Here is a 22843-nt window from a genome sequence, read left to right as displayed (position 1 = left end):
CGCTGACACCGGGCAAACAAATGCCCGGTGTTCTCAGGCCCAACCCTCCAGCAAGGGGCGCAGCGCCACATTCGCCCGCAAACGCTGGGCAAGAAGAAACATGCCGCCAATCTTGCGATGCATGAACAACAGGTCTGCTGGCGGAACATGCCAGAACTCTCGCTCGGCACCCAGTTCGGCGCCGGCCAGCGCCAGATCCTCTATCAGGGTGCTGCGCGCGAAATCATAAGGTGTATCCTGCCGCAAGGGTGCGCTGGCCTGAATGGCCAGATCAACAATCAGCGCCTGCCGCGCTTCGGGTTGGTCGGGGGAAAAATAACCCAACGAGAGCATCTGCTGCCAGATGGCAGGCCGATCCTGCGCCAGAAAAGCCCGTAGTAGCGTTTGGTATTGCATGGCGACTTCCGGCGCGATCCGACGCGTTGCACCAAAATCAAGCAAAACTATGCGCCCATTCGGGGCCAGCCGGTAATTGGCAAAATTCGGGTCCGTCTGCATGAACCCAAAATCAAAGATCTCTCGCAGCACCAGAGTTATGAGCCGAGACACCGCAAGGTTACGGTCCTCCTCAGGCGCGGTGGCCAAAGCTTCTATCGGGGTGCTTTCCACAAAATCCATCGCCAGAATGCGCGAAGTGCTGTGACGCGCGTGGAAGCGCGGAACAATGAAGGCGTCATCGCCCTGCATAGATGCCCCGAAACCCTCCAGAGCGACGGCTTCGCGGGTGTAATCCGCCTCCTCATGCAACTGGGCGCGGGCTTGTTCCAGCAAGGATGCGATCTCCATCCCCTTTGGCAAGACACCGGGCAGGCGCATCAGTCTGCCCAAAGTGGCAATGTCGCTGTCTATGCTTTCGGCCACACCGGGAAACTGCACCTTGACCGCCAAATCACTGCCGTCGCGCAACTGCGCCCGATGCACCTGCCCGATCGAGGCTGCAGCAATCGGCTGCACATCAAAACGCGCAAACTGCTTGTGCCAGTCCGGGCCCCATTCGGAACTGAGGACGGATTTAAGCTGTTTTGGCGGCATAGCTGGCGCATTTGCCTGCAACTGGCCCAGAATTGCAGCCAGTTCGGGCGGCAGCGCAAAGCCATTCTCCATGGACATCATCTGCCCCAGCTTCATAGCAGCGCCCCGCAAATGCCCCAGCCCGCCCGCAAGGCGCAGCGCATTTGCCGGGGTCAGTGCCGCCTGCGCAAGATCAGGCCTGCGCCCGCGCAACAAATCAGCAGTCAAAACCCCAAGTGTTGACCCCAGGATGCCACCTGCAACGCCGCCCATCCGCAGATTGCGCGCAATGGCGCGTTGTGGGACAGCACGTGCAGAGATGATGGAGTCGTTTCGCATATCGGGAAATGTGGCGTTGCGCAGGCCAAAGTCCAGCCGATGACTGAAATGAGCTTCGCAAGATTTTTCTTCAGGGGGCTGCCGCCCCCACCCGGCCTGATGGCCGGGTTCCCCCGCGAGTATTTCAGGCAAGAAAATGTTGATAATCGCTGACCAGAAGGCGAAATGGTTTCACATCTTCTTCGATCCTTGCAAAGCGCGGTAGAACCGGGTTGAAGATGTTGTCGGTTTCGTCATCATTGACGGTACTGACCTCTCCCACAAGGCAGTCTTCATCTTCGGCCCAGAAAGCGTGCCAATCTCCGGGGCGCAGGGTGACACTCTCACCCGGGGATAGTTTAAGTTTGCCGCCCGCCGGAACCCTGCGCACGATCCCGTCACACACAACACTGACGGGTGCTTGCGGATCACGGCTGCCATCTGGTGTCGATGCGAAAAGCTGTAACACAAGCGTGCCGCCTGCGCGGTTGATAATGTCTTCGGTTTTCAGCACATGCCGATGCATTGGGCTGATCTGCGACAGGCGACTGATTAGCAGTTTCTCTGCATAGACCATGCCCCGGCCTGTTTGCAGGTCTTCCATCGTGCCATTGCGCAGTGTGAACAAGACCAGCCCAAGGCGGGCAAAATCAGCCATACCATAATCTGTTACATCCCAGCCCAAACGCCGTTGGGCAATCAGGCTGTGATCATATGCCTTCAAGGCATCTGGCGAGAGATGGGCAAAAGGAGGGAGAGACACGCCATGTTTGCGAAAGAAGGCATTTGCTTCAGCCAGGATTGAATTGATCTGAGATCGTTTCATGGCAGGTTCAATCTTTGTTGTTCGGCCCTTGCAAGGGTGTCACGACCAGAGGCTTCGCAAAAGGACAATCGCATGATGTCGTTGTCCTGAAAAACAAAACCCCCGTCATCAGACGGGGGTTTTTGTAGTGGCGCGGTTGACGGGGCTCGAACCCGCGACCCCCGGCGTGACAGGCCGGTACTCTAACCAACTGAGCTACAACCGCGCGATACGGGCCGTTTAGGCAATCCGTATTCCGGCGTCAAGCACAAAGCTGCAAAAATCAACGATGCTGACACAAAAATCAGGTCCTTTGCTTGCCGCGCTTTCGTTGCCACGCAAGCCAGCCCAGAACAGCAAGATAGGCGATATCGGCAACCACCAACGTGATCCATGTACGTAAAAACAGAAACCCGATGAATGCTGTCATACCGATCAGAATCCAGATCGCATTTTCCCGCGCAATCCGCACTGCCTTGAGTGATGGGGTCGGAAGGCGAGACACCATCAGCAAGCCGATTCCTGCCAGATACAAAGCGACCAAAACCGGCGCTTGGGACGGATCGAGCAAGTCGGACAAGCCCAGATAGACCGGCAAAAGCCCCAACATGGCCCCGGCAGGGGCCGGAACGCCGACAAAATGGCGCTGCGTCGTTCCGTCTGGCGCGGCGCGCGAAATATTGAACCGGGCAAGCCGGAGGCAGGCACAGACCGCAAAGACCAGAACGAAAATCCAACCTACACCGGCCATTGGCCCAGCAAGAGCATAGCCAAATACCAATATGCCCGGAGCGACCCCGAAGCTGACAAAATCTGCGAAGCTGTCCAGCTCTGCCCCGAAGGAGCTTGCCGCGTTGAGTTTGCGCGCAAGGATACCGTCAAACCCATCCATAACCGCCGCGAATATGATCAGTGCTGCGGCCAGTTCATATCTTTCGTCAAAAGTGAAGCGAATGGCACTCAGCCCGGCACACATTCCCAAAATGGTCACGAGATTGGGCACAAGCTGCAAAAGGGGCAAACGCTCTCGCGTCATGTCTAGCGGACCTCGGCCAAGCGGCGTGGCTCTGCGATGCTCAGGTCTGCAATGACCGTCTCTGCCGAGATCATTGTCTGGCCCAGGGCAACCATCGGCTCGACCCCTTCCGGCAGATAGACGTCGACCCGAGAGCCAAACCGGATCATGCCAAATCTTTCACCTGTCGCAAGCGCCTGCCCTTCCTTGACTTCACACAATATGCGCCGTGCAACCAGACCAGCGATCTGGACAACGGCAATCTTGCGGCCATCGGGCATCTCGATTGCAAGTGAATTGCGTTCATTATCAGCACTTGCCTTGTCCAGAGAAGCATTGAGGAACTTGCCGGGTCGGTAGGCGATCTTGGCAATCTTGCCCCCAATCGGTGCGCGATTCACATGGCAGTTGAACACGTTCATGAACACCGAAACACGGGTCAATGCCTGTTCCCCCATCTCAAGCTCAGCCGGGGGGACAGCAGGCTCGATCAATGAGATGACGCCATCGGCGGGGCTGACAAGCAAACCATCGCGTATGGGGGTCTGGCGATCCGGGTCACGAAAGAAATAGTAGCACCAGACCGTCAGCACGACGCCTATCCAACCTAATGGCTGCCATAACAGGAACAGCAAGACTGTCACCGCAGCAAAGATACCAATGAATTTGTAGCCTTCCTTGTGGATCGGCTTGATCACTGTCGAGAGCATGTCAGCGGCCATTTGGCTTCCTTCAATCTAGTTTGCGGGGTCAATGTCGCCCTGTTCGCGTTCCGCATGGAAACGGGCCACAAACTGTTCAAGCGTGCCAGCGGCGATCGCATCGCGCAACCCCTGCATAAGGCGCTGGTAATAGGTCAGGTTATGCCAGGTCAACAACATGGAGCCGATGATCTCATCGCTCTTGATCACATGATGAAGATAGGCGCGGCTGTAATTTCGGCAGGCCGGACAGGAACACCCCTCTTCCAGAGGGCGCGGATCGTCACGGTGACGGGCATTGCGCAAATTAACCGGGCCGTGCGCGGTCCAGCCCTGCCCTGTCCGCCCGGAACGTGACGGAAGCACACAGTCAAACATGTCAACACCACGCTGGACTGCACCCACAATATCATCCGGTTTGCCCACGCCCATCAGATAACGCGGCTTGTCATCTGGCAGCTGGCCCGGCGCATAATCCAGAACCTGAAACATCAGCTCCTGCCCCTCGCCCACAGCCAGACCACCGATTGCATAACCATCAAAACCAATCGCGCGCAGCTTTTCGGCACTTTCGGCCCTCTGATCAGGGTAGACAGAACCCTGTTGTATTCCGAACAAGGCATGACCGGGGCGGTCCCCAAAGGCATCGCGCGACCTTTTCGCCCAGCGCATCGACAATTCCATCGACGCACGCGCCGTTTTCTCATCGGCAGGCCAGGGGGTGCATTCATCAAAGGACATGACGATATCAGACCCGAGCAGGCGCTGTATTTCCATCGACCGCTCTGGCGTCAGCAAATGGCGCGACCCGTCTATATGGCTGGAAAAGCGGACCCCCTCTTCCGTCAGCTTGCGCAATGATGCAAGCGACATGACCTGAAAGCCGCCTGAGTCCGTCAGGATCGGGCGATCCCAGTTCATGAATTTGTGCAAACCGCCAAGCGCTGCAATCCGCTCGGATGTGGGGCGCAGCATCAGATGATAGGTGTTGCCCAGCAGAATATCGGCGCCTGTTTCGCGCACAGACTCCGGCATCATGGCCTTGACCGTAGCTGCCGTTCCCACTGGCATGAAAGCGGGGGTCCGTATGTCGCCGCGCGGTGTCGAAATCGCGCCTGTTCGCGCACGCCCGTCACGCGCAGAAATCTTGAAACTGAAACCCATGTACCCTGCCCTCTTCTTGTGTCCGTTTGGCGCAAAACTTGTGCTTTGCCAAGCCTTGTACATTTTCTTGCTGAAAATACTCAAACCCCGCCGCTGGACCAAAGCGGCTTTGTGCGCGGGGGCAAGCGGGTGGGCGGGTGGGCGACGCCCCCGCGCACAAAGCCGCTACGCGCGCGTTTTGCGCAGATACACATAATACGCGCCGCTGCCACCGTGACGGGCATGTGCCTCGCGTATCTCAAGCACACAGCCATTCAAAGGCGCCATGCGCAGCCATTGCGGCACATCATGCTTCAGCGCCCCCTGTCTGCGCGGAATGGGGCCATCGTCGCTTACGGTTTTCCCTTTTCCCGTAATCACCAGAACCAGCCGCAACCCCTGCGCCTGCGCACGCAAGATGAACCCATTCAACGCACCATGCGCTTGTGCAAGGGTCATGCCATGCAGGTCGATCCGCGCTTCCGGGTCTAGCTTTCCCCGGCTCAGGCGCTGGAATTTCCGTTTGTCCATGCGCACTGGCACTTTCGCCAGCGCCTCAGATAAGGGGTGCGCCAAATCGTGGCCAGGGGGCGGCCGGGACGGCGTAGGGCGAAAACTGCCGCGCGCCATCTCTGGCGTTGCGCGCAAGGCGGGCTTTTTTGGTGGTACCGGGTTGGGCGCAGGCTCTGGCTGCGGTGCCGGCTTGTAGTCAGATTTCAAAGGCCGCGCAGTTTGCACCACGCGGCCCCAGAGTTCCTGATCTTCCGGCGATAACCCTCGCCGACGGCGGTTCATTCGCCAGTTGCCACCAACTTCCAGTTGGGGCTGTCCGAGCTCATATCGCGGGCAAATGTCCACACGTCTTTCTGACGCTTGATCTCGTTCGGATCGCCCTCGATGACTTCGCCGCTATCGGCCTTACGCACCACCGATGTCAGTTCACCAATGAACTTGATCGTGATCTCGCCTTCCTTGGTGGCTTCATCGAACACGGCATCAACAATGCTCAACTCGCGCAAGCCAACGAATGTGGCGTCCACCCGCAAGCCTTCATTCTCGCGCAGCTGAACAACTTCGTCGAAGCTGTTGAACACATCGCGCGACAAGAATGGCAGGATCGGGTCAAGATCCGATGATTCAAACGCCATAAGGATCATTTCATATGCCCCACGCGCGCCTTGCAAGAATTCATCAACGCTGAAATCTGGGTCAACCGACTTCATCCTCGCCAGCGCCTTGGCCATATCAGACCCTTCTGGCACATGATCTGTGATATCGGTATCGGGGCCACCTTCGATCACTTCGAAGCGAGGTTTGCCAACGGCATCAGGTTCAGACCCCTGTCGCGGCAAAGGTTTTTGTTCAAAGCCATCCCGCGATCCCAAGACGGATCGCAAACGCAAAATCAAAAAGACAGCTATTCCGGCAAGAATAAGTAGCTGGATCACGGCAGGTTCCATTGTTTCCTCGGCCAAGGGTTGGTATGGCGGGTGCCATGCCTATGTAAGGTGGGTTGCGGGTCAAGTCCACCACATGCGACCATGTCACCTGCGAGAAGGACGAAGTAATGTGGATTTTACTGGTTTTTCTGGCCATTCCTATCCTTGAAATCGCCTTATTTGTGCAGATTGGCGCACAACTCGGTGTGATCGGGACACTGGCCGAGATTTTTGCAACCGCTGCGATAGGGCTGGTTCTGATCAGACTGGAACCGCACCGCAATGCGCATGACGTGCGCGCAGCATTGGACCGCGATGCCAGCCCCGCCAGCCCGATGGCCCATTCCGCCATTCGCATGATTGGTGCTGTGCTGTTTGTGTTGCCGGGGTTCTTCACTGATCTTGTCGGTTTCCTGCTGCTTTTGCCCCCGGTGCGGACGCTTGTCCTGACGCAGTTGTTCAAGAATCTGCGTGCCGCGCATCGCCGCGAGGAAACAGTGATTATCGAGGGTGAGTTTGAACACCGCCCCGACACGGACATCCCGACAAACCGGCGGCTGGACGATCAGGAAAAGCGGGATTGAGCCGAACCGGGCGCACTGCTACAAGCTGCGCCAGTCAAGACGCACAGATGAACATATGTAAGGAGCATTTTTTATGACTGAAACCGACCCAAAGGGTAATGGAACCCAGCCCGCGGCTGCAACACCCCCGAAAGTGAACATGCGCATCCTTGCACAGTTCATGCGTGATCTGTCCTTCGAGAATGTGGCGGCACAGAAGAAGCTGCAAGGCTCGAACGTCCAGCCCGACATTCAGGTGCAAGTCAGCCTCGACGCCAACAAGCGCGAAACCGAAAACCAGTACGAAATCGGCACGAAGTTCAAGATCACGTCAAAGAACAAATCAGACGGGCAGACCTTGTTCATCATCGAGCTTGATTATGTCGGCCTGTTCCAGATCGAAGGCGTGCCGCAAGAACAACTGCACCCATTCCTTCTTATCGAATGCCCGCGCATGATCTTCCCCTTCGCGCGCCGCATCATCTCGGACGTCACCCGCGATGGGGGCTTTCCGCCACTGAATCTGGATACTGTTGATTTCCTTGCACTTTACAAACAGGAATTGCAGCGCCAGGCAGCGCTTCAGGCACAAAAAGGCGATGCGCCGGTTGCCAACTGAGGCTGCTTATTCCGTTACCGATCAAGCCCCCTTTGCCGGGGGCTTTTTCATGTGCTGTGGTATTTCTTCCAGACAGCCTCTTCGCCAAGTGCTGCAACAAATGCCGCATGTGCCTGCGCTTCTGCTTCGGTCAGGCGCGATGGCAATTGGCGCGGCCTGCGCGGCAATGGGGCCGCGCGCTGTTGTGCGCTGACACTGCCCTGCGCGGGCTGCGATGACAGCCCGAAATCCGGCTGCTGTCCGCCAGCCAGTTCCAGATACACTTCAGCCAGAATTTCACTATCAAGCAGCGCGCCGTGTTTTGAGCGGGCCGAGTTATCAATGGAAAATCGACGGCATAGCGCATCCAGCGACGCCGGAGAGCCCGGAAACTTCTTGCGCGCAAGAGTCAGCGTGTCAAAGGCGCGATCAAATGGCAGCACCGGTCGACCTGACCATTCCAGTTCGGCATTCAGGAATTTCATATCAAAAGCCGCGTTATGAATAACCAGCCTGTCACCAGCGACAAACTCCAGAAATGCATCAACAATCTCTTCGAACAGGGGCTTGTCACGCAAAAAGTCATCACCAAGCCCATGCACCTCAAAGGCCTCGGTCGGCATTGGCCGTTTCGGGTTGATATATTGATGGTACGTCCTGCCTGTCGGCATAAGATTGACCAGTTCGACAATACCGATCTCGACAATGCGATGTCCCTCGCTGGGCTCAAACCCTGTGGTTTCAGTATCCAGCACCAGTTCACGCATGTTCTGCCTCCAGTCTTGCCACGAGCTTTGTAACTTCATCTCGTGCAGTGTCCATATCTGTGGTCTGTATCACAAAATCTGCACGGGCGCGTTTTTCGGCATCCGGCATCTGCCGCGCCAGGATCGAGTCAAATTGCTGCTCATCCATTCCCGGTCGTGACAGCACGCGGGCGCGCTGCACGGCTTCGGGCGCTGTCACGACAAGAACCCCGTCAACCTGTGCCCCCGTTTCGAACAACAGCGGAATGTCCAGCACCACCAACGGCCCTTTCACTTTTGCGACAAAGGCTTCCCGGTCTTGTGCTACAAGTGGGTGGACGACCGATTCAAGCTGCGGCAGCGCGGATTTGTCTGCCGCTATCCAGTCTTTCAGGACGGTGCGGTCTACCGCCCCATCAATTACGGCTTCCGGGCAAAGCGCCCCCACCGGGGCAACTGCCGCGCCACCTTTGGCATATAGACGATGAACAGCCGCATCGGCATCCCAGACAGGCGCGCCCATATCCCGGAAAAACCCGGCCGTGGTGCTTTTCCCCATCCCGATAGAGCCGGTCAGCCCAAGGCGGTAAGGGCGCTTCATTTGCCCAGAACCGCAGCACGCAAGGCTTCGGTTACTTCTGGCTTATGTCCAAACCAACGCTCAAACCCCGGCGCGGCCTGATGCAACAACATGCCCAACCCATCAACGGTGACGCAGCCGCTTTTCTGCGCCTGTCGCAAGAACTCGGTTTCCAGCGGTGTATAGACCAGATCTGTGACCACTGATCCGGAATTGAACAGGCCATCGGCAAGGTCCAGCGCGGGCTGGCCAGCCATACCCAGAGAGGTGGTGTTGATAATCAATGCCGCATCCTGCGCAGCTTGCGTCCAGTCTGCCCAATCAATGAGTGTAATAGGTGCAGAAATTTCAGCCTGTAGCGTTTCTGCACGGGTTCGAGTGCGATTGCTCAGCCAGATCTGGGGCACCCCTGCATCTGCCAAGGCCACAATTACAGCGCGCGCAGCACCTCCCGCACCGAGGACAAGCGCGGGGCCGTTGGTCGGCTGCCAATCCTGAGCACCCTCGCGCAAGTTTTGAAGAAACCCGTAACCGTCTGTATTATCAGCACGAATCTGACCTTCTTCAAAAGTCAGCGTATTGGCGGCACCAATAGCGCGTGCCATTGGAGATACTATATCAGCCAATGCCAATGCCGCTTCTTTGTGGGGGATGGTAACGTTGACCCCTACAAACCCCATTTGCGGAAGCGCGCGCAGAACTTGCGGCAAATCGTCTTTTTCAACATGCAGCGGCACATAATGCCCCTTCAGCCCATATTGACGCAACCAAGTACCATGCAAAACAGGCGAGCGGCTATGCGCGACAGGGCAGCCGATGACGCCGGCCAATGGAATCTTGCTCATCCTTCAATTTCTCCTCGCAAGGCCAGATAATTCAACAATTCCAGCAAGGGCAGCCCAAGAATAGTGAAATAATCGCCCTGAATCTGCGCAAACAGCCGCACACCCTCTTCCTCCAACTTGTACCCACCGACAGAAGTGCCAATGGCCGGCCAGTTGCGGGCCAGATACCCCTCCAGATAGGTATCGGAAAAATTCCGCATCGTCAGTCGCGCAACACCAACATGCCGCCAGACGGGTTCGTGGTCCACGTACAGCACCGCCGCCGACAAAAGCTGATGCGTGCCACCACGAAGCAAACGCAACTGATCACGCGCACTTTCAATGGTCAAAGGCTTCTCAAAGATCGCGCCCTTATGGGCGAGCACCTGATCACAGCCCAACACCAGCCGTCCCGGAATCTTGCCTGAAATCTTGCGTGCCTTGGCTTCGGCGAGAGTGTCGGCAATATCTCGTGGACTGGCTTTCTCTGCGATCAATGCCGCGATAATCGCTGTTTCATCCACGTGCGCGACACTTACCTCTGGCGAGAAGCCAGCCTGTTCCAGCATCATGCGTCTGATTTCCGAACCTGAAGCCAGGACAAGCGCCATGTGGATAACCTTGTGATCAAGCAGAGTGATAAACGGTTGCTATCTGATGGGATATCCCCACGCCAGAAGAGTGCTGGCATGTCGCGGTCAATATCGCAAGCCTTCCTGGCGAATTGTCCACACGGGATAAGTCAGCACCGCCCTGCTGTGCAAAAATGCTAAAGCCAAACAGAGATTGACATCTTTTCGCGATTCGTTCCAAACTAAGTCTATGATATAAAATGAGATATTTTTATCAAAGCTATTATTTCAACCGAGAGCATCTGTGGATAACTCTGTGAATGGAAAACTTATCCCCATATCCACAGCCCTTACTACTACATCATTCCCTTCTCTATCTTTTTTATTTAAGTAATAGCCGAACAGTGAAGAGGCTAAAATGCTGAGTGACTTCTACTTCTGGATCAAGGCACTGCACATCATGGCTGTGATCAGCTGGATGGCAGGGTTGTTCTATCTTCCCAGATTATTCGTCTACCATGTTGAACGGTCTGAAGGTGCGAAGATGGATGCTGTTTTCCAGACAATGGAAGAAAAGCTGCTTCGGGTCATCATGAACCCTGCCATGATCGTTGCATGGGTTACCGGGCTTATGATGGTGTCCATTCCTGGTGTGGTTGACTGGTCATCCGTCTGGCCCTGGAGTAAATTCATCGGCTTGATCGGCATGACATGGTTTCACATGTGGTGTGCGCGGCGCCGTCGGATCTTTGCAGAAGGGGCAAATTCACTTACCGGGCGCAATTACCGGATGATGAACGAAGTCCCGACTGTGATGATGGTGGTGATCGTTCTGTCAGTCGTGGTGAAATTCTGAAGTCGGATTGACTCTGGCACCTTATTTTTATAAACGAATGGGACACCTGCCGTCCGGCGGGATGTGTTTCATTCGAAGCAATGACCAGATCTCCTGCACTTGGTGCGGGCAAGTAGGGTGCAAAAATGTCTGATATGGTAATCGAAGACCGTCCAGAAAGCGAAGAAACGCTGAATCTGGCAGACCTGAAGGTCAAAAGCCCTGCCGAGCTTCTGGCTATGGCCGAAGAGCTGGATATCGAGAACGCGCCCTCCATGCGCAAGGGCGAGATGATGTTCTCAATCCTGAAAGAACGCGCAGAGGAAGGCTGGACCATTTCTGGCGAAGGTGTGCTGGAGGTGTTGCAGGACGGTTTTGGCTTTCTGCGTGCACCAGAAGCGAACTATCTGCCAGGTCCTGACGATATTTACGTCTCCCCCGATGTGATCCGCCAGTATTCGCTGCGCACGGGCGATACGATCGAAGGGGTCATTCAGGCCCCGGCCGAGAACGAGCGTTACTTCGCGATCACCAAGGTGACACGTATCAATTTTGATGACCCGGAACGCGCCCGCCACAAGGTTCACTTCGATAACCTGACACCGCTTTATCCTGACCAGCGTTTGTGGATGGAAACCGACGATCCGGCGACAAAGGATCGGTCTGCGCGGATTATCGACATTGTCTCTCCGCTGGGCAAAGGGCAGCGCGCCTTGATCGTGGCGCCGCCGCGCACGGGTAAGACCGTGTTATTGCAGAATATTGCGCATAGCATCGCAAAAAATCACCCGGAATGCTACCTGATCGTTCTGCTGATCGATGAACGGCCAGAGGAAGTCACTGACATGCAGCGTTCGGTCAAGGGCGAGGTTATCGCCTCGACCTTTGATGAACCGGCAACACGACATGTCGCAGTGGCTGAAATGGTGATCGAAAAGGCAAAACGCCTTGTCGAGCATAAGCGCGATGTCGTTATCTTGCTGGACTCGATTACACGTCTGGGCCGTGCCTTCAACACAGTGGTGCCAAGCTCTGGCAAGGTGTTGACCGGGGGGGTGGATGCAAATGCGTTGCAACGCCCGAAGCGCTTTTTCGGCGCCGCCCGGAATATTGAAGAAGGCGGTTCGCTAAGCATTATTGCGACGGCCCTTATCGACACCGGGTCGCGTATGGATGAAGTGATCTTTGAAGAATTCAAAGGCACCGGCAACAGCGAGATCGTGTTGGATCGTAAGGTCGCGGATAAGCGCGTGTTCCCGGCTATGGATATCCTAAAATCCGGCACTCGGAAGGAAGATTTGCTGATCGAGAAGAACGATCTGCAAAAGACCTTTGTCTTGCGCCGCATCCTGAACCCGATGGGCACTACAGATGCTATCGAATTCCTGATCTCGAAGCTGAAACAGACCAAGACAAACAGCGATTTCTTCGATTCGATGAATTCCTGATATGGACACGATTTTTGCACTGGCCTCGGCCCGTGGAAAATCGGGTGTTGCCGTTATCAGGCTATCGGGTCCGGATGCGCATGGCGTTCTTGAAAAACTGGCTGGAAGATTGCCTGAGATGCGCCGCATGTCGCTGCGGAAACTGCGGCGCGCCGATGGCGCGCTGCTAGATTCGGCGCTGGTTGTCGCTTTTGATCGCGGCGCAAGCTTCACTGGCGAGCATGTTGTAGAGATCATGACACACGGCAGTGTCGCGACGATTGCGGCGCTGGAAAACTGCTTGGCGCATGAACACGGGTTGCGCATGGCAGAGCCGGGGGAGTTCACGCGCCGCGCGTTAGATAACGGCGTGCTTGATCTGACCCAGGTAGAGGCGTTGAGTGACCTGCTGGAGGCCGAGACAGAAAGCCAGCGTCGGCAGGCTATGAAAGTGCTGGATGGTGCCTTGGGCAGGCTGGTTGAGGGGTGGCGTAGCCATTTGGTCAAGGCGGCGGCACTGGTTGAGACATCGATTGATTTTGTAGAAGAAGATGTAGGTAACTTTGATGATATGATTTTGGCCGAACTGCTTGCCGTTCATTCGCAGCTTGAAACAGAGATAGCGGGGCAGGCGGCACGGGAACGGGTTCAGAGCGGATTCGAGATTGCGCTGATTGGGTCTGTGAATGCGGGAAAATCCACATTGTTGAATGCTCTTGCTGGCAGAGAGGCGGCGATTACCTCTGACATTGCAGGAACAACGCGCGACGTGATTGAATTGCGCATGGATATCGGCGGATATGCTGTCACCCTTCTTGATACAGCGGGATTGAGAGAAACCGCAGAGGAAATAGAGAGCATTGGTATCGCGCGCGGACAGAAACGCGCTGCGACTACTGATTTTAACATTATATTGTGTGATGGGCCTGGAATACCACCACCAGTAGATGCCAACCCTTTGGATATAGTCACTTTCAGCAAGGCAGACAAATACGCGGTCGCGGGTGGGGTATCGGGAATTACAGGAGTCGGGTTGGATGACCTGCTAAACCAGATCACTCAGCGGCTCTCGAAGTTGACAGCGCGAGATGGCCTGAGTGTTCGTCATAGGCATCTGGTTGCGATGCAATCAGCCAAGGCAGCGCTTGACAGTGCGATTGAAAAACTGCGCGACCAGGGTTATATCGCTGAATTGGTGGCGGCAGATATTCGGCAAGCGATGACAGCGCTGGATAGCCTGATCGGTAAGGTAGATGTCGAGGATCTGCTGGGCGATATCTTTGCCTCGTTTTGTATCGGGAAGTAGGAGTGTTTCACGTGAAACATTACGACGTGATAATTGTTGGTGGTGGACATGCTGGTGTAGAGGCAGCGTTGGCTTCTGCGCGCATGGGGGCAGCAACGGCGCTCATTACTTTCAAGAAAGATGATCTTGGGGTTATGTCCTGCAACCCGGCTATAGGCGGTTTGGGGAAAGGGCATCTGGTCCGAGAGATTGATGCGCTCGATGGCATTATGGGCCGCGCGGGCGACTACGCAGCGATTCAATATAGGCTACTTAACAGGTCCAAAGGCCCAGCAGTTCAGGGGCCACGTGTGCAGGCCGACCGAAAGCGCTATCGCCAGATAATCGCGCGCGAGGTGCTGAAAGCGCCGGGGTTAGAGGTGATCGAGGCTGAAGTTACCGCTCTTTTGCAGCTTGGGACAAGCGTCACCGGGGTGCAGCTTAACGGTGACACAGAAGTAAACGCACGCGCGGTGGTGCTGACGACCGGCACGTTTCTGGGTGGCCGGGTTTTCATCGGTGATGAGAGTTTTCCTGCTGGAAGAATGGGCAATGCCGCGTCAAGCGTTCTGGCGCAACAGCTTAGGGGTTTGGGTCTGCCAATAGGTCGGCTCAAGACAGGAACGCCGCCTCGTCTGGACGGCAAGACGATCGACTGGGAGAAGCTGGAAAAACAACCTGGTGATGACACACCAGTGTTTCTATCTTTTCTCACAAACGAAGTTTCCGCGCAACAAGTCCCCTGCGCCATTACCCACACGAATGCGCGAACACATGAAATCGTGCGCGCGAATATTGCGCGCTCTGCCATGTATGGCGGTCATATCGAGGGGGTTGGCCCTCGCTACTGCCCGTCTATCGAAGACAAGATAACCCGCTTTGCCGATAAATCATCGCATCAGGTTTTTCTGGAACCAGAAGGCCTGAACGATGATACCGTGTATCCCAACGGGATATCCACATCCTTACCGGCAGAGGTTCAGGAGGAATATGTCCGGACGATTGACGGGCTGGAATCCGTCCGCATTCTTCAACCCGGATATGCGATTGAATATGACTATCTAGACCCGCGCGCATTAACCTTGTCCCTTCGGTTGAAGGATTTACAGGGGTTTTATCTTGCTGGGCAGATTAACGGCACGACTGGCTATGAAGAGGCCGCGGCCCAAGGCTTGGTGGCGGGTTTGAATGCCGCGCTTTATGCCCAGGAAAGAGATGCCGTAACTTTTAGCCGGGCGTCATCGTACATCGGGGTTATGATCGATGATCTGACTTTGAATGGCGTGACAGAGCCGTATCGTATGTTCACATCGCGCGCGGAATACAGGCTATCGTTGCGGGCCGACAATGCAGACCAGCGTCTGACCCCGCAGGGTGTTGCGATGGGCTGTATTACGTCAGCCCGACAGCGCATTTTCGATGAAAAGCTGGAAAAACTGGAAAGTGCGAAAGACCAGTTGCGCGCGTTCAGTTTTACCCCAAGTCAGCTAAACCGCTTTGGGCATAAAGTGTCAGAGGATGGAACCCGGCGCAACGCGCTGACATTGCTTGGCTTGCAGGGTTTTGATTTTGCAGCTTTGGAGCGGCTTGCACCCGAACTAACCAGCATCAATGACGCAACAAAGCGCCAGATCGAGAAAGAGATGGTGTATGACACATATCTTGATCGTCAGGATGCGCAGATCAAGGCGTTGCAAGCAGATGAGGAGCGGCGTTTTCCAGAAGGCTTTGATTTCACAAAGGTAAGTGGGTTGTCGCATGAGCTTTCAAGTAAGCTTTCGCGGGTACGACCAGAGACGCTTGCTCAGGCTTCACGCATAGATGGAATGACGCCCGCAGCCTTGGTGCTGTTGCTCTCGCGTATCCAGCAACGCAAGGACCGCGCGTCAGCATGACAGCGAACGAACTTTGCGGACTGCATGTTTCACGTGAAACAATGGATGGTCTTCAGGGCTATGCAGCCCTCCTTGAAAAGTGGAATGCCAAGATAAACCTTGTTGCAGCATCCACGCTTCCGGATTTCTGGGACAGGCATATTGTCGACTCAGCACAGCTTTTCATACATGCACCTGAGAACGCGGTAAGCTGGGTTGATCTGGGTTCTGGCGGGGGGCTGCCAGGGCTGGTCTGCGCAATCCTGTCGCAAGAGTTTTCACCTGAGCGGGTGTTCACTCTGATCGAGAGTGACGCCAGAAAAGCGGCTTTTCTGACGACAGCAATACGCGAGTTTGGTCTGAATGCACGAGTTCTGACATCGCGTGTCGAAGCGACAGAACCACAAGCGGCAGATGTGGTTTCAGCACGTGCCCTTGCATCTTTACCACAGTTGTTGCCTCTTGTTGCGCGACATCTCGCTAAAGGTGGCGTTGCCTTGCTTCCGAAAGGCAGAAATTACAACGAAGAGCTTGCGGCGGTTCGGTTAGAGTGGCAATTTGACATTGCCATAATCGACAGTCAGACCGACCCGCTGGCAAAACTGCTTATTTTAAAGGATCTAAAACGTGTCTGATATGACGACCACCCGCACAATCGCTATCGCGAATCAAAAAGGTGGCGTTGGCAAGACAACTTCAGCGATCAACCTTGCGGCAGCCTTGGCTGAGCGTGGTCAGAAGACCCTGTTGGTTGATCTTGACCCGCAGGGAAATGCCTCGACAGGGTTGGGGCTTGAGGTTTCCGCCCGGAAGTACACAACGTATGATTTCCTGTTTTCAGAGATCAACCCGTCCGAGATAATCATAACAACGCAGCACGAGAATTTGTCGGTCATCCCGGCAACAACGGATCTTTCTTCGGCAGATATAGAGTTGATGTCGCGCGCACGTCGTAGCTTTTTGCTGCACGATGCTTTGCGTCATCCGCACGTCAAGGATGCAAAATATGACTACATTCTGGTTGATTGCCCGCCATCGCTGAATCTTTTGACGATCAACGCAATGGTCGCGGCACAGTCGGTTCTGGTGCCTTTGCAGGCAGAATTCTTCGCGCTTGAAGGGTTGTCACAACTCATGCTGACGGTGCGAGAGTTGCGCGAAACTGCCAATGCAGGGCTGCGGATTGAGGGCATCTTGCTGACAATGTTCGACCGCCGCAACAATCTCGCGCAGCAGGTTGAAGCGGATGCACGGGCCAATCTTGGTGACCTGGTTCTGCGCACGATGATTCCCCGAAATGTTCGTCTGAGCGAAGCGCCATCTTATGCCCTCCCGGTATTGAGTTACGATTCGACATCGAAAGGTGCGATTGCATATCGCAACCTCGCAACAGAGCTGCTTGTAAAACATAGTAAACTTCAGCCCGAGGGAGCGGCACAATGACAGATCGCAAGACCGAACGCAGAGGTCTGGGGCGGGGCTTGTCGGCCTTGATGGCCGAGGTATCGGTTGAATCGACAGATAGCGCGGGCTACGAGCGCGGGCGAGAGCAGAACCTGCCGATCGAAAAGCTTGTCGCCAATCCTGACCAGCCGCGCCGTCATTTTGACGATACCGCGCTTGCGGAATTGTCTGTGTCTATCCGTGAAAAGGGCGTCATACAGCCTCTGATCGTGCGCCCTAAGGGTGATGTTTTCGAAATCGTTGCGGGCGAACGTCGCTGGCGCGCCGCGCAGCGTGCTCAGGTTCACGAAGTCCCTGTAATTGTTAGAGAATTCACTGACACCGAGGTTCTGGAAGTCGGTATCATCGAGAATATCCAGCGCGCTGATCTGAACCCTGTGGAAGAGGCGATGGGGTATCGTGCCCTTATTGAACGTTTTGGCCATACGCAGGAACAGCTTTCGCAGGCGATGGGCAAAAGCCGCTCGCATATTGCCAACCTCATGCGTTTGCTAAACTTGCCTGATGAGGTTCAGGCATTGCTGCGAGAAGGGAAGCTGACAGCAGGCCACGCTCGGGCATTGATTACCGCCGAAGATCCGGCAATGCTGGCGCGAAAGGTGGTGCTGGAGGGATTGTCTGTTCGCCAGACCGAAAGCCTGTCGAATTCAGCGCCAAGCACAAGCAAGAAGAAAAAGTCAAAGAGCTTGCCTAAAGATGCCGATACTCGGGCGTTGGAAAATGACCTTTCGGCAAATCTGGGGATGTCGGTAGACTTGGATTATGCTGGCGGCAAAGGCAAAGTAACCATCAGTTTCCAGAACATGGAGCAGCTGGACCGGCTTTGCGGGATTCTGGGTAATCCGGTCAGGTAATCAACTCTCGCAATACGGCGTTTAACACCGGCCGTCCTTGTTCTGTTGCCATGATCTTTCCGTCCTGGCGCAACAAAAAGCCCTGATCTACAAGGCTGGTGATGCGGGAAACTTCAAGTGGAGCCCCCGCAAGCGCTTGGTATCTTTGTAGATCACTGCCTTCTGTCAGGCGCAGACTCATCATGAGGTATTCCAGCGCCTGCTCAGGCGAGGGGATTACCTCTCGTGTTTGCTCTCCGTGACCAACGCGTTCTACCTGATCCAGCCAGATTTGTGGGGACAGCGGGGTATGTGTGGCGAAACGTTTGCCCTGCTGGGTTAACCGTCCATGGGCACCGGGCCCTATTCCGGCATAATCCCCGTAGCGCCAATAAATCAGGTTATGGCGCGACTGGGCCTCTGGCCTTGCATGGTTGGAAATCTCATAAGCGGACATTCCGTATTTCGCGCATATATCTTGTGTCACCAGATACATATCAGCCGAAATATCGTCATCGGGCAGGCCAGATAAACCACCCTTGGCATGGCGCGCGCCAAAAACCGTGCCTTGTTCTATCGTCAATTGATAGAGCGAGAGGTGATCGACTGCCATCGAGAGCGCTTCTTGCAGTTCAGATTGCCAGTCCTGCAAGGTCTGAAACTGCCGCGCATAGATCAGGTCAAAGCTGACGCGGCTGAACTGGTCTCGTGCGATGTCAAATGCCGCTCTGGCCTCTGTGGCGCTGTGCAGACGCCCCAGGCGGCGTAGATCAGCGTCATTCAACGCCTGAATGCCCATTGAAATCCGGTTCACCCCAGCTTCGGAAAAGCCCCGGAAGCGCCCCGCTTCGACAGAGCTGGGGTTGGCCTCCAATGTCACCTCGAAGTCATTGGCGCGGGTCCACGATGCGCCGATCCGGTCCAGCAATGTGGCGACAAGCTCGGGTTTCATCAATGAGGGTGTGCCACCACCGAAAAACACGGTATTCAGCAACCGCCCCTTGGTTTCTTCTGCCACGCGGTCAATTTCGGCTAAATACGCCCGCGCCCATGCATCCTGATCGATCGATGTCGCAACATGGCTGTTGAAGTCGCAATAAGGGCATTTGGACTGGCAGAATGGCCAATGGATATAGAGGCCAAACCCGCCATTCTGCCAGTCATCCATCACGCCCCCTTGAATGCTGTGACCTCGATCTCGATCAGCATTTCAGGTTTGATCAGTCCAGCGATGACAATGGTGGCGGCAGGACGAATTTCGCCCATGGCCTCGCCAAGGGCCGGGGTGACCGCTTCGAGCAAGCTGGCAACGGTCAATGTATATTGTACGCGCACGATATCTTGCATGGAAAAACCGCCCTCGGCGAGCGCATTGGCGATCGTCGCAAAGCAGTTCCGTGCCTGATCCGCGACGTTGTCGGGCATGGTCATTGTGGCGTAATCATAGCCGGTGACGCCGGATACAAAGCACCATTCGCCTTTGACGACAGCGCGGCTATAGCCAAGGGTTTTTTCAAACGGAGAGCCTGTAGAGATACGTTTCATGCTGGTTCCTTTTCAGCCAAAGCGCCGGGGGCTGCCGCCCCCGGACCCCCGCGAGTATTTAGAGCAAGAAAATGGGGTCATTCAAAGCAGCCCTTTAACAATGCTTTGATTGCTGCACCACGATGAGAGAGGGCGTTCTTTTCATCTGCACTCATTTCCGCGAATGTGCGCGTATCACCCGCTGGTTGGAACATGGGGTCATAGCCATGACCCACCAGGCCGCGGATGGGCCAGACAAGCTGCCCGTTGGCATAGCCTTCGAAGACTTCGTCATGTCCATCCGGCCAAGCCAGAACCAATGTGCAGCAAAACCGCGCATCCCAAGGCTGCGGGGCAGAACGCTCGGTCAGTTTGGCGTGGGTCTTTTCCATCGCCATTGCGAAGTCCCGGCCGGTCGGGGTTTCCGCCCAATCGGCTGTATAGACACCCGGAGCGCCGTTCAGGGCGGCGACTTCCAGCCCAGAATCATCTGCAAGTGCCGGCAGGCCTGTTGCTGTGGCTGCGGCATGCGCCTTGATGCGCGCGTTTCCGATAAAATTATCTTCGGTTTCCACCGGTTCTGGCAGGTCATGTTCGGCAGCAGAGGTGACCTTAATTCCCAAAGGCGCCATGATCTGGCGAAACTCTTCCAGTTTTCCCGCATTATGCGTCGCAACAAGAAGGGTTTTCCCGTCAAACCGCCTCATGCAACGGCAGCCTTCTGGGCGGCGACCAACTCGCTGACCCCTTTTTCAGCAAGGTTCAGAAGCTGGTCCATTTCCATGCGAGAGAAGGTGGCACCTTCGGCGCTCATCTGGACTTCGACCAGGCGACCCGTGCCAAGCAGGATGAAATTTCCGTCTACACCGGCGGTGCTGTCTTCGGCGTAATCCAGATCCAGAACAGGCTGGCCCGCGTAAATGCCGCAAGACACGGCCGCCAGATGATCGGTAATCGGGTCAGACACCACATCCCCTGCCTTCAGCAGTTTGTTCACAGCCAGACGCAAGGCCACCCAGCCCCCGGTAATTGCGGCGCAGCGCGTGCCGCCATCGGCCTGAATCACATCGCAGTCAATCGTGATCTGCCGTTCACCCAAGGCCGAGCGATCGACACAGGCGCGCAATGCACGCCCGATCAGGCGTTGAATTTCCACTGTTCGACCCTGCTGCTTACCCGATGCAGCCTCGCGCCGCATCCGCGTATTGGTGGAGCGTGGTAACATGCCGTATTCCGCCGTGACCCAGCCCAACCCGGTATTGCGCAGGAATGGCGGTGTGCGATCTTCGAGCGATGCGGTGCACAATACCTTGGTATCGCCCATCGAGATCATGCACGACCCTTCGGCGTGCTTGGTAACATCCGGTTCGATTGAAATCGTGCGAATACTGTCTAAATTTCTTCCTGACGGGCGCATGGGATATCCTTGTTTGGGTTCTGTGCCTCGATACAGGTCTGAACAGGGCGGATGCAAGCCTGATTGCCCTTGAAACTGGTGCCGTTTTCAAGTGCTCTGGGCGAAGGGGACAAGTCCACCCCGCTGGAGTATTGAATGCGGAACACACCCGATGCACAACAGTTGCTAGACGAAATGAATTCCCGCTCTCGCGAGGTGTTTCGCCGCGTGGTCGAAGGGTATCTGAATTCCGGTCAGCCTGTCGGGTCGCGTACATTGACCCGCGACATGAGCGAGAAGGTGTCTGCCGCGACTGTCCGAAATGTCATGCAGGATCTTGAATATCTTGGGCTTCTGGACAGTCCGCATATTTCTGCCGGGCGTGTTCCGACAAATCTGGGGTTGCGCCTGTTCGTGGATTCCTTGCTGGAAGTTTCGCCGCTTGACCAGCGTGACCGTGAGAAGCTTGACTCGACCCTTGGCAGCAATGAGCGCGATGTCTCTGGCTTGCTGGAACAGGTTGGCGGGGCGCTGAGTGGGATTACGCAAGGCGCGTCGCTGGTGCTGTCGCCAAAGCACGAAGCCGCGATCCGGCATATTGAATTTGTCTCTCTCAGCGCGGACCGGGCGCTTGTGGTTCTGGTTTTTGCTGATGGACACGTTGAAAACAGAATCTTCACCCCGCCGAGGGGCATGACGCCCTCTGCCATGCGCGAGGCGGCAAACTACCTGAATTCCTTGATTGATGGCGCAACTGTTTCGTCGCTACTGGAGCGGTTCCGGTCCGAGATTGCGCGCAACAGGCGTGAAATTGATGCTTTGGCCGCCACATTGGTGGAACAAGGTCTGGCCGTTTGGGAAAGCGAAGGCGAGTTGCAGGAGCGGCTGATTGTTCGGGGCCGTGCGAATCTGCTTGACGAAGGGGCGCCTGCTGAAGATATCGAGCGGATCCGAACCTTGTTTGATGATCTGGAAAGAAAGCGTGACATCACGGAATTTCTTGAATTGACAGAGCAGGGCGAGGGCGTTCGCATCTTTATCGGTGCAGAGAACCGACTTTTTTCGCTGACGGGTTCAACTTTGGTGGTTTCCCCTTATATGAACGCAGAACGCAAGATCATCGGTGCTGTCGGCGTTATTGGGCCGACGCGGTTGAATTACGGACGGATCGTACCGATTGTTGATTATACAGCGCAGCTTGTTGGCCGGATGTTGACGGACCGGCGCACAGAGTAACGAAGGAAAAGGGAAGATGATGGCCGACGCAAAGCCAAGCCCCGAAGAAGACCCACATATGCAAAACGATGCCAGCCTTGATGTGCAGGATGAAACAGAGGCACAGCAAGACCCGATCACTGCGCTGGAAGCTGAGATTGACACGCTTGTTGCACAGCGTGACGAAATGCGCGACCGGATGATCCGGGCGTTGGCGGATGCTGAAAACAGCCGCAAGCGCGCCGAAAAAGACCGCCGCGATGCACAGCTATATGGTGGTTCCAAGATCGCGCGCGACATGTTGCCGGTCTATGACAACCTGACCCGCGCATTGGGTGCGGTGACCGAAGAGACACGCGCCGCGGCCCCCGGCCTGGTTGAAGGGGTCGAGCTGACCTTGCGCGAATTGACCAATATTCTGGGCAAGCATGGGGTGCAGCGCATCAGCCCCGAAGTGGGCGAGATGTTTGACCCGCATTCACATCAGGCCATGTTCGAAGCGCCTGTACCCGATTTCAAGGCAGGCCAGATCATTCAGGTCATGGCCGAAGGGTTCATGCTGCATGATCAACTGCTGCGCCCTGCGCATGTTGGTGTGTCTTCCACGCCCGCAAATTAGGCGGTTGAAGGAGTGTTATGAGAGGGGGGCAGGTCTGCCCCCCTTTTTTGTGGCCG

General features: G+C 55.7%; 26 protein-coding genes and 1 tRNA gene. 11 read left to right on the top strand and 16 right to left on the bottom strand.

Annotation, left to right across the window (positions count from 1 at the left end; genetic code table 11):
- Positions 1–33: 33 nt before the first annotated feature.
- From EV660_RS15620 to EV660_RS15585, 8 genes are all read right to left on the bottom strand, one after another.
- The gene (locus EV660_RS15620) at positions 34–1350 is read right to left on the bottom strand and encodes an ABC1 kinase family protein (RefSeq protein WP_071481936.1); all 1317 of its coding nucleotides are present in this window, start codon (positions 1348–1350) and stop codon (positions 34–36) included.
- Positions 1351–1474: 124 nt separating this feature from the next.
- Positions 1475–2155, bottom strand: a complete 681-nt coding sequence (locus tag EV660_RS15615; protein ID WP_071479975.1) for a D-lyxose/D-mannose family sugar isomerase — start codon at positions 2153–2155, stop codon at positions 1475–1477.
- A 128-nt stretch (positions 2156–2283) separates the two neighbouring features.
- Positions 2284–2360 (bottom strand) — tRNA-Asp (locus EV660_RS15610).
- Positions 2361–2438: 78 nt separating this feature from the next.
- Entirely contained in the window at positions 2439–3170 is a 732-nt protein-coding gene (gene pssA, locus EV660_RS15605) for a CDP-diacylglycerol--serine O-phosphatidyltransferase (protein WP_071479974.1), read from the bottom strand.
- Positions 3171–3172: 2 nt separating this feature from the next.
- On the bottom strand, positions 3173–3871 hold the full coding sequence (locus EV660_RS15600) for a phosphatidylserine decarboxylase (protein WP_071479973.1): 699 nt from the start codon (positions 3869–3871) through the stop codon (positions 3173–3175).
- Positions 3872–3886: 15 nt separating this feature from the next.
- The gene (gene tgt / locus EV660_RS15595) at positions 3887–5014 is read right to left on the bottom strand and encodes a tRNA guanosine(34) transglycosylase Tgt (RefSeq protein ID WP_071479972.1); all 1128 of its coding nucleotides are present in this window, start codon (positions 5012–5014) and stop codon (positions 3887–3889) included.
- 165 nt (positions 5015–5179) lie between these two features.
- The gene (locus EV660_RS19070) at positions 5180–5524 is read right to left on the bottom strand and encodes a Smr/MutS family protein (protein WP_311638545.1); all 345 of its coding nucleotides are present in this window, start codon (positions 5522–5524) and stop codon (positions 5180–5182) included.
- Positions 5525–5784: 260 nt separating this feature from the next.
- On the bottom strand, positions 5785–6453 hold the full coding sequence (locus EV660_RS15585) for a Tim44/TimA family putative adaptor protein (RefSeq protein WP_071479970.1): 669 nt from the start codon (positions 6451–6453) through the stop codon (positions 5785–5787).
- A gap of 107 nt (positions 6454–6560) precedes the next feature.
- On the opposite strand from EV660_RS15585, the gene EV660_RS15580 reads away from it, so the two are divergent.
- Positions 6561–7016 carry an FxsA family protein gene (locus tag EV660_RS15580; protein ID WP_071479969.1) on the top strand — a complete coding sequence of 152 codons (456 nt, stop codon included), beginning with the start codon at positions 6561–6563 and terminating at the stop codon, positions 7014–7016.
- 73 nt (positions 7017–7089) lie between these two features.
- Positions 7090–7614: a protein-export chaperone SecB gene (secB, locus tag EV660_RS15575; protein ID WP_071479968.1), complete on the top strand. Its 525-nt coding sequence runs from the start codon at positions 7090–7092 to the stop codon at positions 7612–7614.
- Positions 7615–7661: 47 nt separating this feature from the next.
- On the opposite strand, the gene dnaQ is transcribed toward secB, so the two are convergent.
- The 4 genes from dnaQ to EV660_RS15555 are packed head-to-tail and all read right to left on the bottom strand — an operon-like array spanning position 7662 to position 10354.
- Positions 7662–8360 carry a DNA polymerase III subunit epsilon gene (gene dnaQ, locus EV660_RS15570; protein ID WP_071479967.1) on the bottom strand — a complete coding sequence of 233 codons (699 nt, stop codon included), beginning with the start codon at positions 8358–8360 and terminating at the stop codon, positions 7662–7664.
- Positions 8353–8940 (bottom strand): dephospho-CoA kinase, encoded by a 588-nt coding sequence (gene coaE, locus EV660_RS15565; protein ID WP_071479966.1) that lies wholly within the window; start codon positions 8938–8940, stop codon positions 8353–8355. The genes dnaQ and coaE overlap by 8 nt, the downstream gene beginning before the upstream one ends.
- Positions 8937–9764: a shikimate dehydrogenase gene (locus EV660_RS15560; protein WP_071479965.1), complete on the bottom strand. Its 828-nt coding sequence runs from the start codon at positions 9762–9764 to the stop codon at positions 8937–8939. The genes coaE and EV660_RS15560 overlap by 4 nt, the downstream gene beginning before the upstream one ends.
- Entirely contained in the window at positions 9761–10354 is a 594-nt protein-coding gene (locus EV660_RS15555) for a Maf family protein (protein WP_071479964.1), read from the bottom strand. Before EV660_RS15555 ends, EV660_RS15560 begins: the two co-directional genes overlap by 4 nt.
- 379 nt (positions 10355–10733) lie before the next feature.
- Here EV660_RS15555 and hemJ point away from each other — a divergent pair, with 379 nt between their 5' ends.
- The 7 genes from hemJ (at position 10734) to EV660_RS15520 (ending at position 18054) form a co-directional block, all read left to right on the top strand.
- A complete protein-coding gene (gene hemJ, locus EV660_RS15550; RefSeq protein WP_184409764.1) occupies positions 10734–11171 on the top strand; it encodes a protoporphyrinogen oxidase HemJ in 438 nt (145 codons plus the stop codon).
- Between the two features lie 134 nt (positions 11172–11305).
- Positions 11306–12598 (top strand): transcription termination factor Rho, encoded by a 1293-nt coding sequence (gene rho, locus EV660_RS15545; RefSeq protein WP_071481934.1) that lies wholly within the window; start codon positions 11306–11308, stop codon positions 12596–12598.
- Between the two features lies 1 nt (position 12599).
- The gene (gene mnmE / locus EV660_RS15540; RefSeq protein WP_134014063.1) at positions 12600–13883 is read left to right on the top strand and encodes a tRNA uridine-5-carboxymethylaminomethyl(34) synthesis GTPase MnmE; all 1284 of its coding nucleotides are present in this window, start codon (positions 12600–12602) and stop codon (positions 13881–13883) included.
- Between the two features lie 11 nt (positions 13884–13894).
- Positions 13895–15757 (top strand): tRNA uridine-5-carboxymethylaminomethyl(34) synthesis enzyme MnmG, encoded by a 1863-nt coding sequence (gene mnmG, locus EV660_RS15535; RefSeq protein ID WP_071481933.1) that lies wholly within the window; start codon positions 13895–13897, stop codon positions 15755–15757.
- Positions 15754–16371, top strand: a complete 618-nt coding sequence (gene rsmG / locus EV660_RS15530) for a 16S rRNA (guanine(527)-N(7))-methyltransferase RsmG (RefSeq protein ID WP_071479963.1) — start codon at positions 15754–15756, stop codon at positions 16369–16371. Before mnmG ends, rsmG begins: the two co-directional genes overlap by 4 nt.
- A gap of 1 nt (position 16372) precedes the next feature.
- Positions 16373–17179 carry a ParA family protein gene (locus tag EV660_RS15525; RefSeq protein ID WP_100319059.1) on the top strand — a complete coding sequence of 269 codons (807 nt, stop codon included), beginning with the start codon at positions 16373–16375 and terminating at the stop codon, positions 17177–17179.
- Positions 17176–18054, top strand: a complete 879-nt coding sequence (locus tag EV660_RS15520) for a ParB/RepB/Spo0J family partition protein (protein ID WP_071479961.1) — start codon at positions 17176–17178, stop codon at positions 18052–18054. The genes EV660_RS15525 and EV660_RS15520 overlap by 4 nt, the downstream gene beginning before the upstream one ends.
- On the opposite strand, the gene hemW is transcribed toward EV660_RS15520, so the two are convergent.
- From hemW to rph, 4 genes are all read right to left on the bottom strand, one after another.
- On the bottom strand, positions 18047–19201 hold the full coding sequence (gene hemW / locus EV660_RS15515; RefSeq protein ID WP_071479960.1) for a radical SAM family heme chaperone HemW: 1155 nt from the start codon (positions 19199–19201) through the stop codon (positions 18047–18049). The two genes, EV660_RS15520 and hemW, sit on opposite strands and share 8 nt — an antisense overlap.
- Positions 19201–19578, bottom strand: coding sequence for a RidA family protein (locus tag EV660_RS15510; protein WP_071479959.1), 378 nt, complete (start codon positions 19576–19578; stop codon positions 19201–19203). The genes hemW and EV660_RS15510 overlap by 1 nt, the downstream gene beginning before the upstream one ends.
- A 77-nt stretch (positions 19579–19655) precedes the next feature.
- Positions 19656–20264, bottom strand: coding sequence for a non-canonical purine NTP pyrophosphatase (locus tag EV660_RS15505; RefSeq protein ID WP_071479958.1), 609 nt, complete (start codon positions 20262–20264; stop codon positions 19656–19658).
- Positions 20261–20974, bottom strand: a complete 714-nt coding sequence (gene rph / locus EV660_RS15500; RefSeq protein ID WP_071479957.1) for a ribonuclease PH — start codon at positions 20972–20974, stop codon at positions 20261–20263. The genes EV660_RS15505 and rph overlap by 4 nt, the downstream gene beginning before the upstream one ends.
- Before the next feature lie 135 nt (positions 20975–21109).
- On the opposite strand from rph, the gene hrcA reads away from it, so the two are divergent.
- Together hrcA and EV660_RS15490 are read left to right on the top strand one after the other, a co-directional pair.
- The gene (gene hrcA / locus EV660_RS15495; protein ID WP_071479956.1) at positions 21110–22189 is read left to right on the top strand and encodes a heat-inducible transcriptional repressor HrcA; all 1080 of its coding nucleotides are present in this window, start codon (positions 21110–21112) and stop codon (positions 22187–22189) included.
- Positions 22190–22208: 19 nt separating this feature from the next.
- The gene (locus EV660_RS15490) at positions 22209–22787 is read left to right on the top strand and encodes a nucleotide exchange factor GrpE (RefSeq protein WP_071481932.1); all 579 of its coding nucleotides are present in this window, start codon (positions 22209–22211) and stop codon (positions 22785–22787) included.
- Positions 22788–22843: the final 56 nt, after the last annotated feature.

The sequence above is a fragment of the Roseinatronobacter bogoriensis DSM 18756 genome (assembly GCF_004366635.1).
Classification (GTDB): Bacteria; Pseudomonadota; Alphaproteobacteria; order Rhodobacterales; family Rhodobacteraceae; genus Roseinatronobacter; species Roseinatronobacter bogoriensis.
The sequence above is the reverse complement of the archived record's forward strand: the minus strand, read 5'-3'. Positions and strand labels throughout refer to the sequence as shown.

Excerpts from the sequence above, each read along its gene's own strand:
- EV660_RS15620 (WP_071481936.1), bottom strand. The coding sequence starts at position 1,350 with ATGCGAAACGACTCCATCATCTCTGCACGTGCTGTCCCACAACGCGCC.
- EV660_RS15615 (WP_071479975.1), bottom strand. The coding sequence starts at position 2,155 with ATGAAACGATCTCAGATCAATTCAATCCTGGCTGAAGCAAATGCCTTC.
- pssA (WP_071479974.1), bottom strand. The coding sequence starts at position 3,170 with ATGACGCGAGAGCGTTTGCCCCTTTTGCAGCTTGTGCCCAATCTCGTG.
- EV660_RS15600 (WP_071479973.1), bottom strand. The coding sequence starts at position 3,871 with ATGGCCGCTGACATGCTCTCGACAGTGATCAAGCCGATCCACAAGGAA.
- tgt (WP_071479972.1), bottom strand. The coding sequence starts at position 5,014 with ATGGGTTTCAGTTTCAAGATTTCTGCGCGTGACGGGCGTGCGCGAACA.
- EV660_RS19070 (WP_311638545.1), bottom strand. The coding sequence starts at position 5,524 with ATGGACAAACGGAAATTCCAGCGCCTGAGCCGGGGAAAGCTAGACCCG.
- EV660_RS15585 (WP_071479970.1), bottom strand. The coding sequence starts at position 6,453 with ATGGAACCTGCCGTGATCCAGCTACTTATTCTTGCCGGAATAGCTGTC.
- EV660_RS15580 (WP_071479969.1), top strand. The coding sequence starts at position 6,561 with ATGTGGATTTTACTGGTTTTTCTGGCCATTCCTATCCTTGAAATCGCC.
- secB (WP_071479968.1), top strand. The coding sequence starts at position 7,090 with ATGACTGAAACCGACCCAAAGGGTAATGGAACCCAGCCCGCGGCTGCA.
- dnaQ (WP_071479967.1), bottom strand. The coding sequence starts at position 8,360 with ATGCGTGAACTGGTGCTGGATACTGAAACCACAGGGTTTGAGCCCAGC.
- coaE (WP_071479966.1), bottom strand. The coding sequence starts at position 8,940 with ATGAAGCGCCCTTACCGCCTTGGGCTGACCGGCTCTATCGGGATGGGG.
- EV660_RS15560 (WP_071479965.1), bottom strand. The coding sequence starts at position 9,764 with ATGAGCAAGATTCCATTGGCCGGCGTCATCGGCTGCCCTGTCGCGCAT.
- EV660_RS15555 (WP_071479964.1), bottom strand. The coding sequence starts at position 10,354 with ATGGCGCTTGTCCTGGCTTCAGGTTCGGAAATCAGACGCATGATGCTG.
- hemJ (WP_184409764.1), top strand. The coding sequence starts at position 10,734 with ATGCTGAGTGACTTCTACTTCTGGATCAAGGCACTGCACATCATGGCT.
- rho (WP_071481934.1), top strand. The coding sequence starts at position 11,306 with ATGGTAATCGAAGACCGTCCAGAAAGCGAAGAAACGCTGAATCTGGCA.
- mnmE (WP_134014063.1), top strand. The coding sequence starts at position 12,600 with ATGGACACGATTTTTGCACTGGCCTCGGCCCGTGGAAAATCGGGTGTT.
- rsmG (WP_071479963.1), top strand. The coding sequence starts at position 15,754 with ATGACAGCGAACGAACTTTGCGGACTGCATGTTTCACGTGAAACAATG.
- EV660_RS15525 (WP_100319059.1), top strand. The coding sequence starts at position 16,373 with ATGACGACCACCCGCACAATCGCTATCGCGAATCAAAAAGGTGGCGTT.
- EV660_RS15520 (WP_071479961.1), top strand. The coding sequence starts at position 17,176 with ATGACAGATCGCAAGACCGAACGCAGAGGTCTGGGGCGGGGCTTGTCG.
- hemW (WP_071479960.1), bottom strand. The coding sequence starts at position 19,201 with ATGGATGACTGGCAGAATGGCGGGTTTGGCCTCTATATCCATTGGCCA.
- EV660_RS15510 (WP_071479959.1), bottom strand. The coding sequence starts at position 19,578 with ATGAAACGTATCTCTACAGGCTCTCCGTTTGAAAAAACCCTTGGCTAT.
- EV660_RS15505 (WP_071479958.1), bottom strand. The coding sequence starts at position 20,264 with ATGAGGCGGTTTGACGGGAAAACCCTTCTTGTTGCGACGCATAATGCG.
- rph (WP_071479957.1), bottom strand. The coding sequence starts at position 20,974 with ATGCGCCCGTCAGGAAGAAATTTAGACAGTATTCGCACGATTTCAATC.
- hrcA (WP_071479956.1), top strand. The coding sequence starts at position 21,110 with ATGCGGAACACACCCGATGCACAACAGTTGCTAGACGAAATGAATTCC.
- EV660_RS15490 (WP_071481932.1), top strand. The coding sequence starts at position 22,209 with ATGGCCGACGCAAAGCCAAGCCCCGAAGAAGACCCACATATGCAAAAC.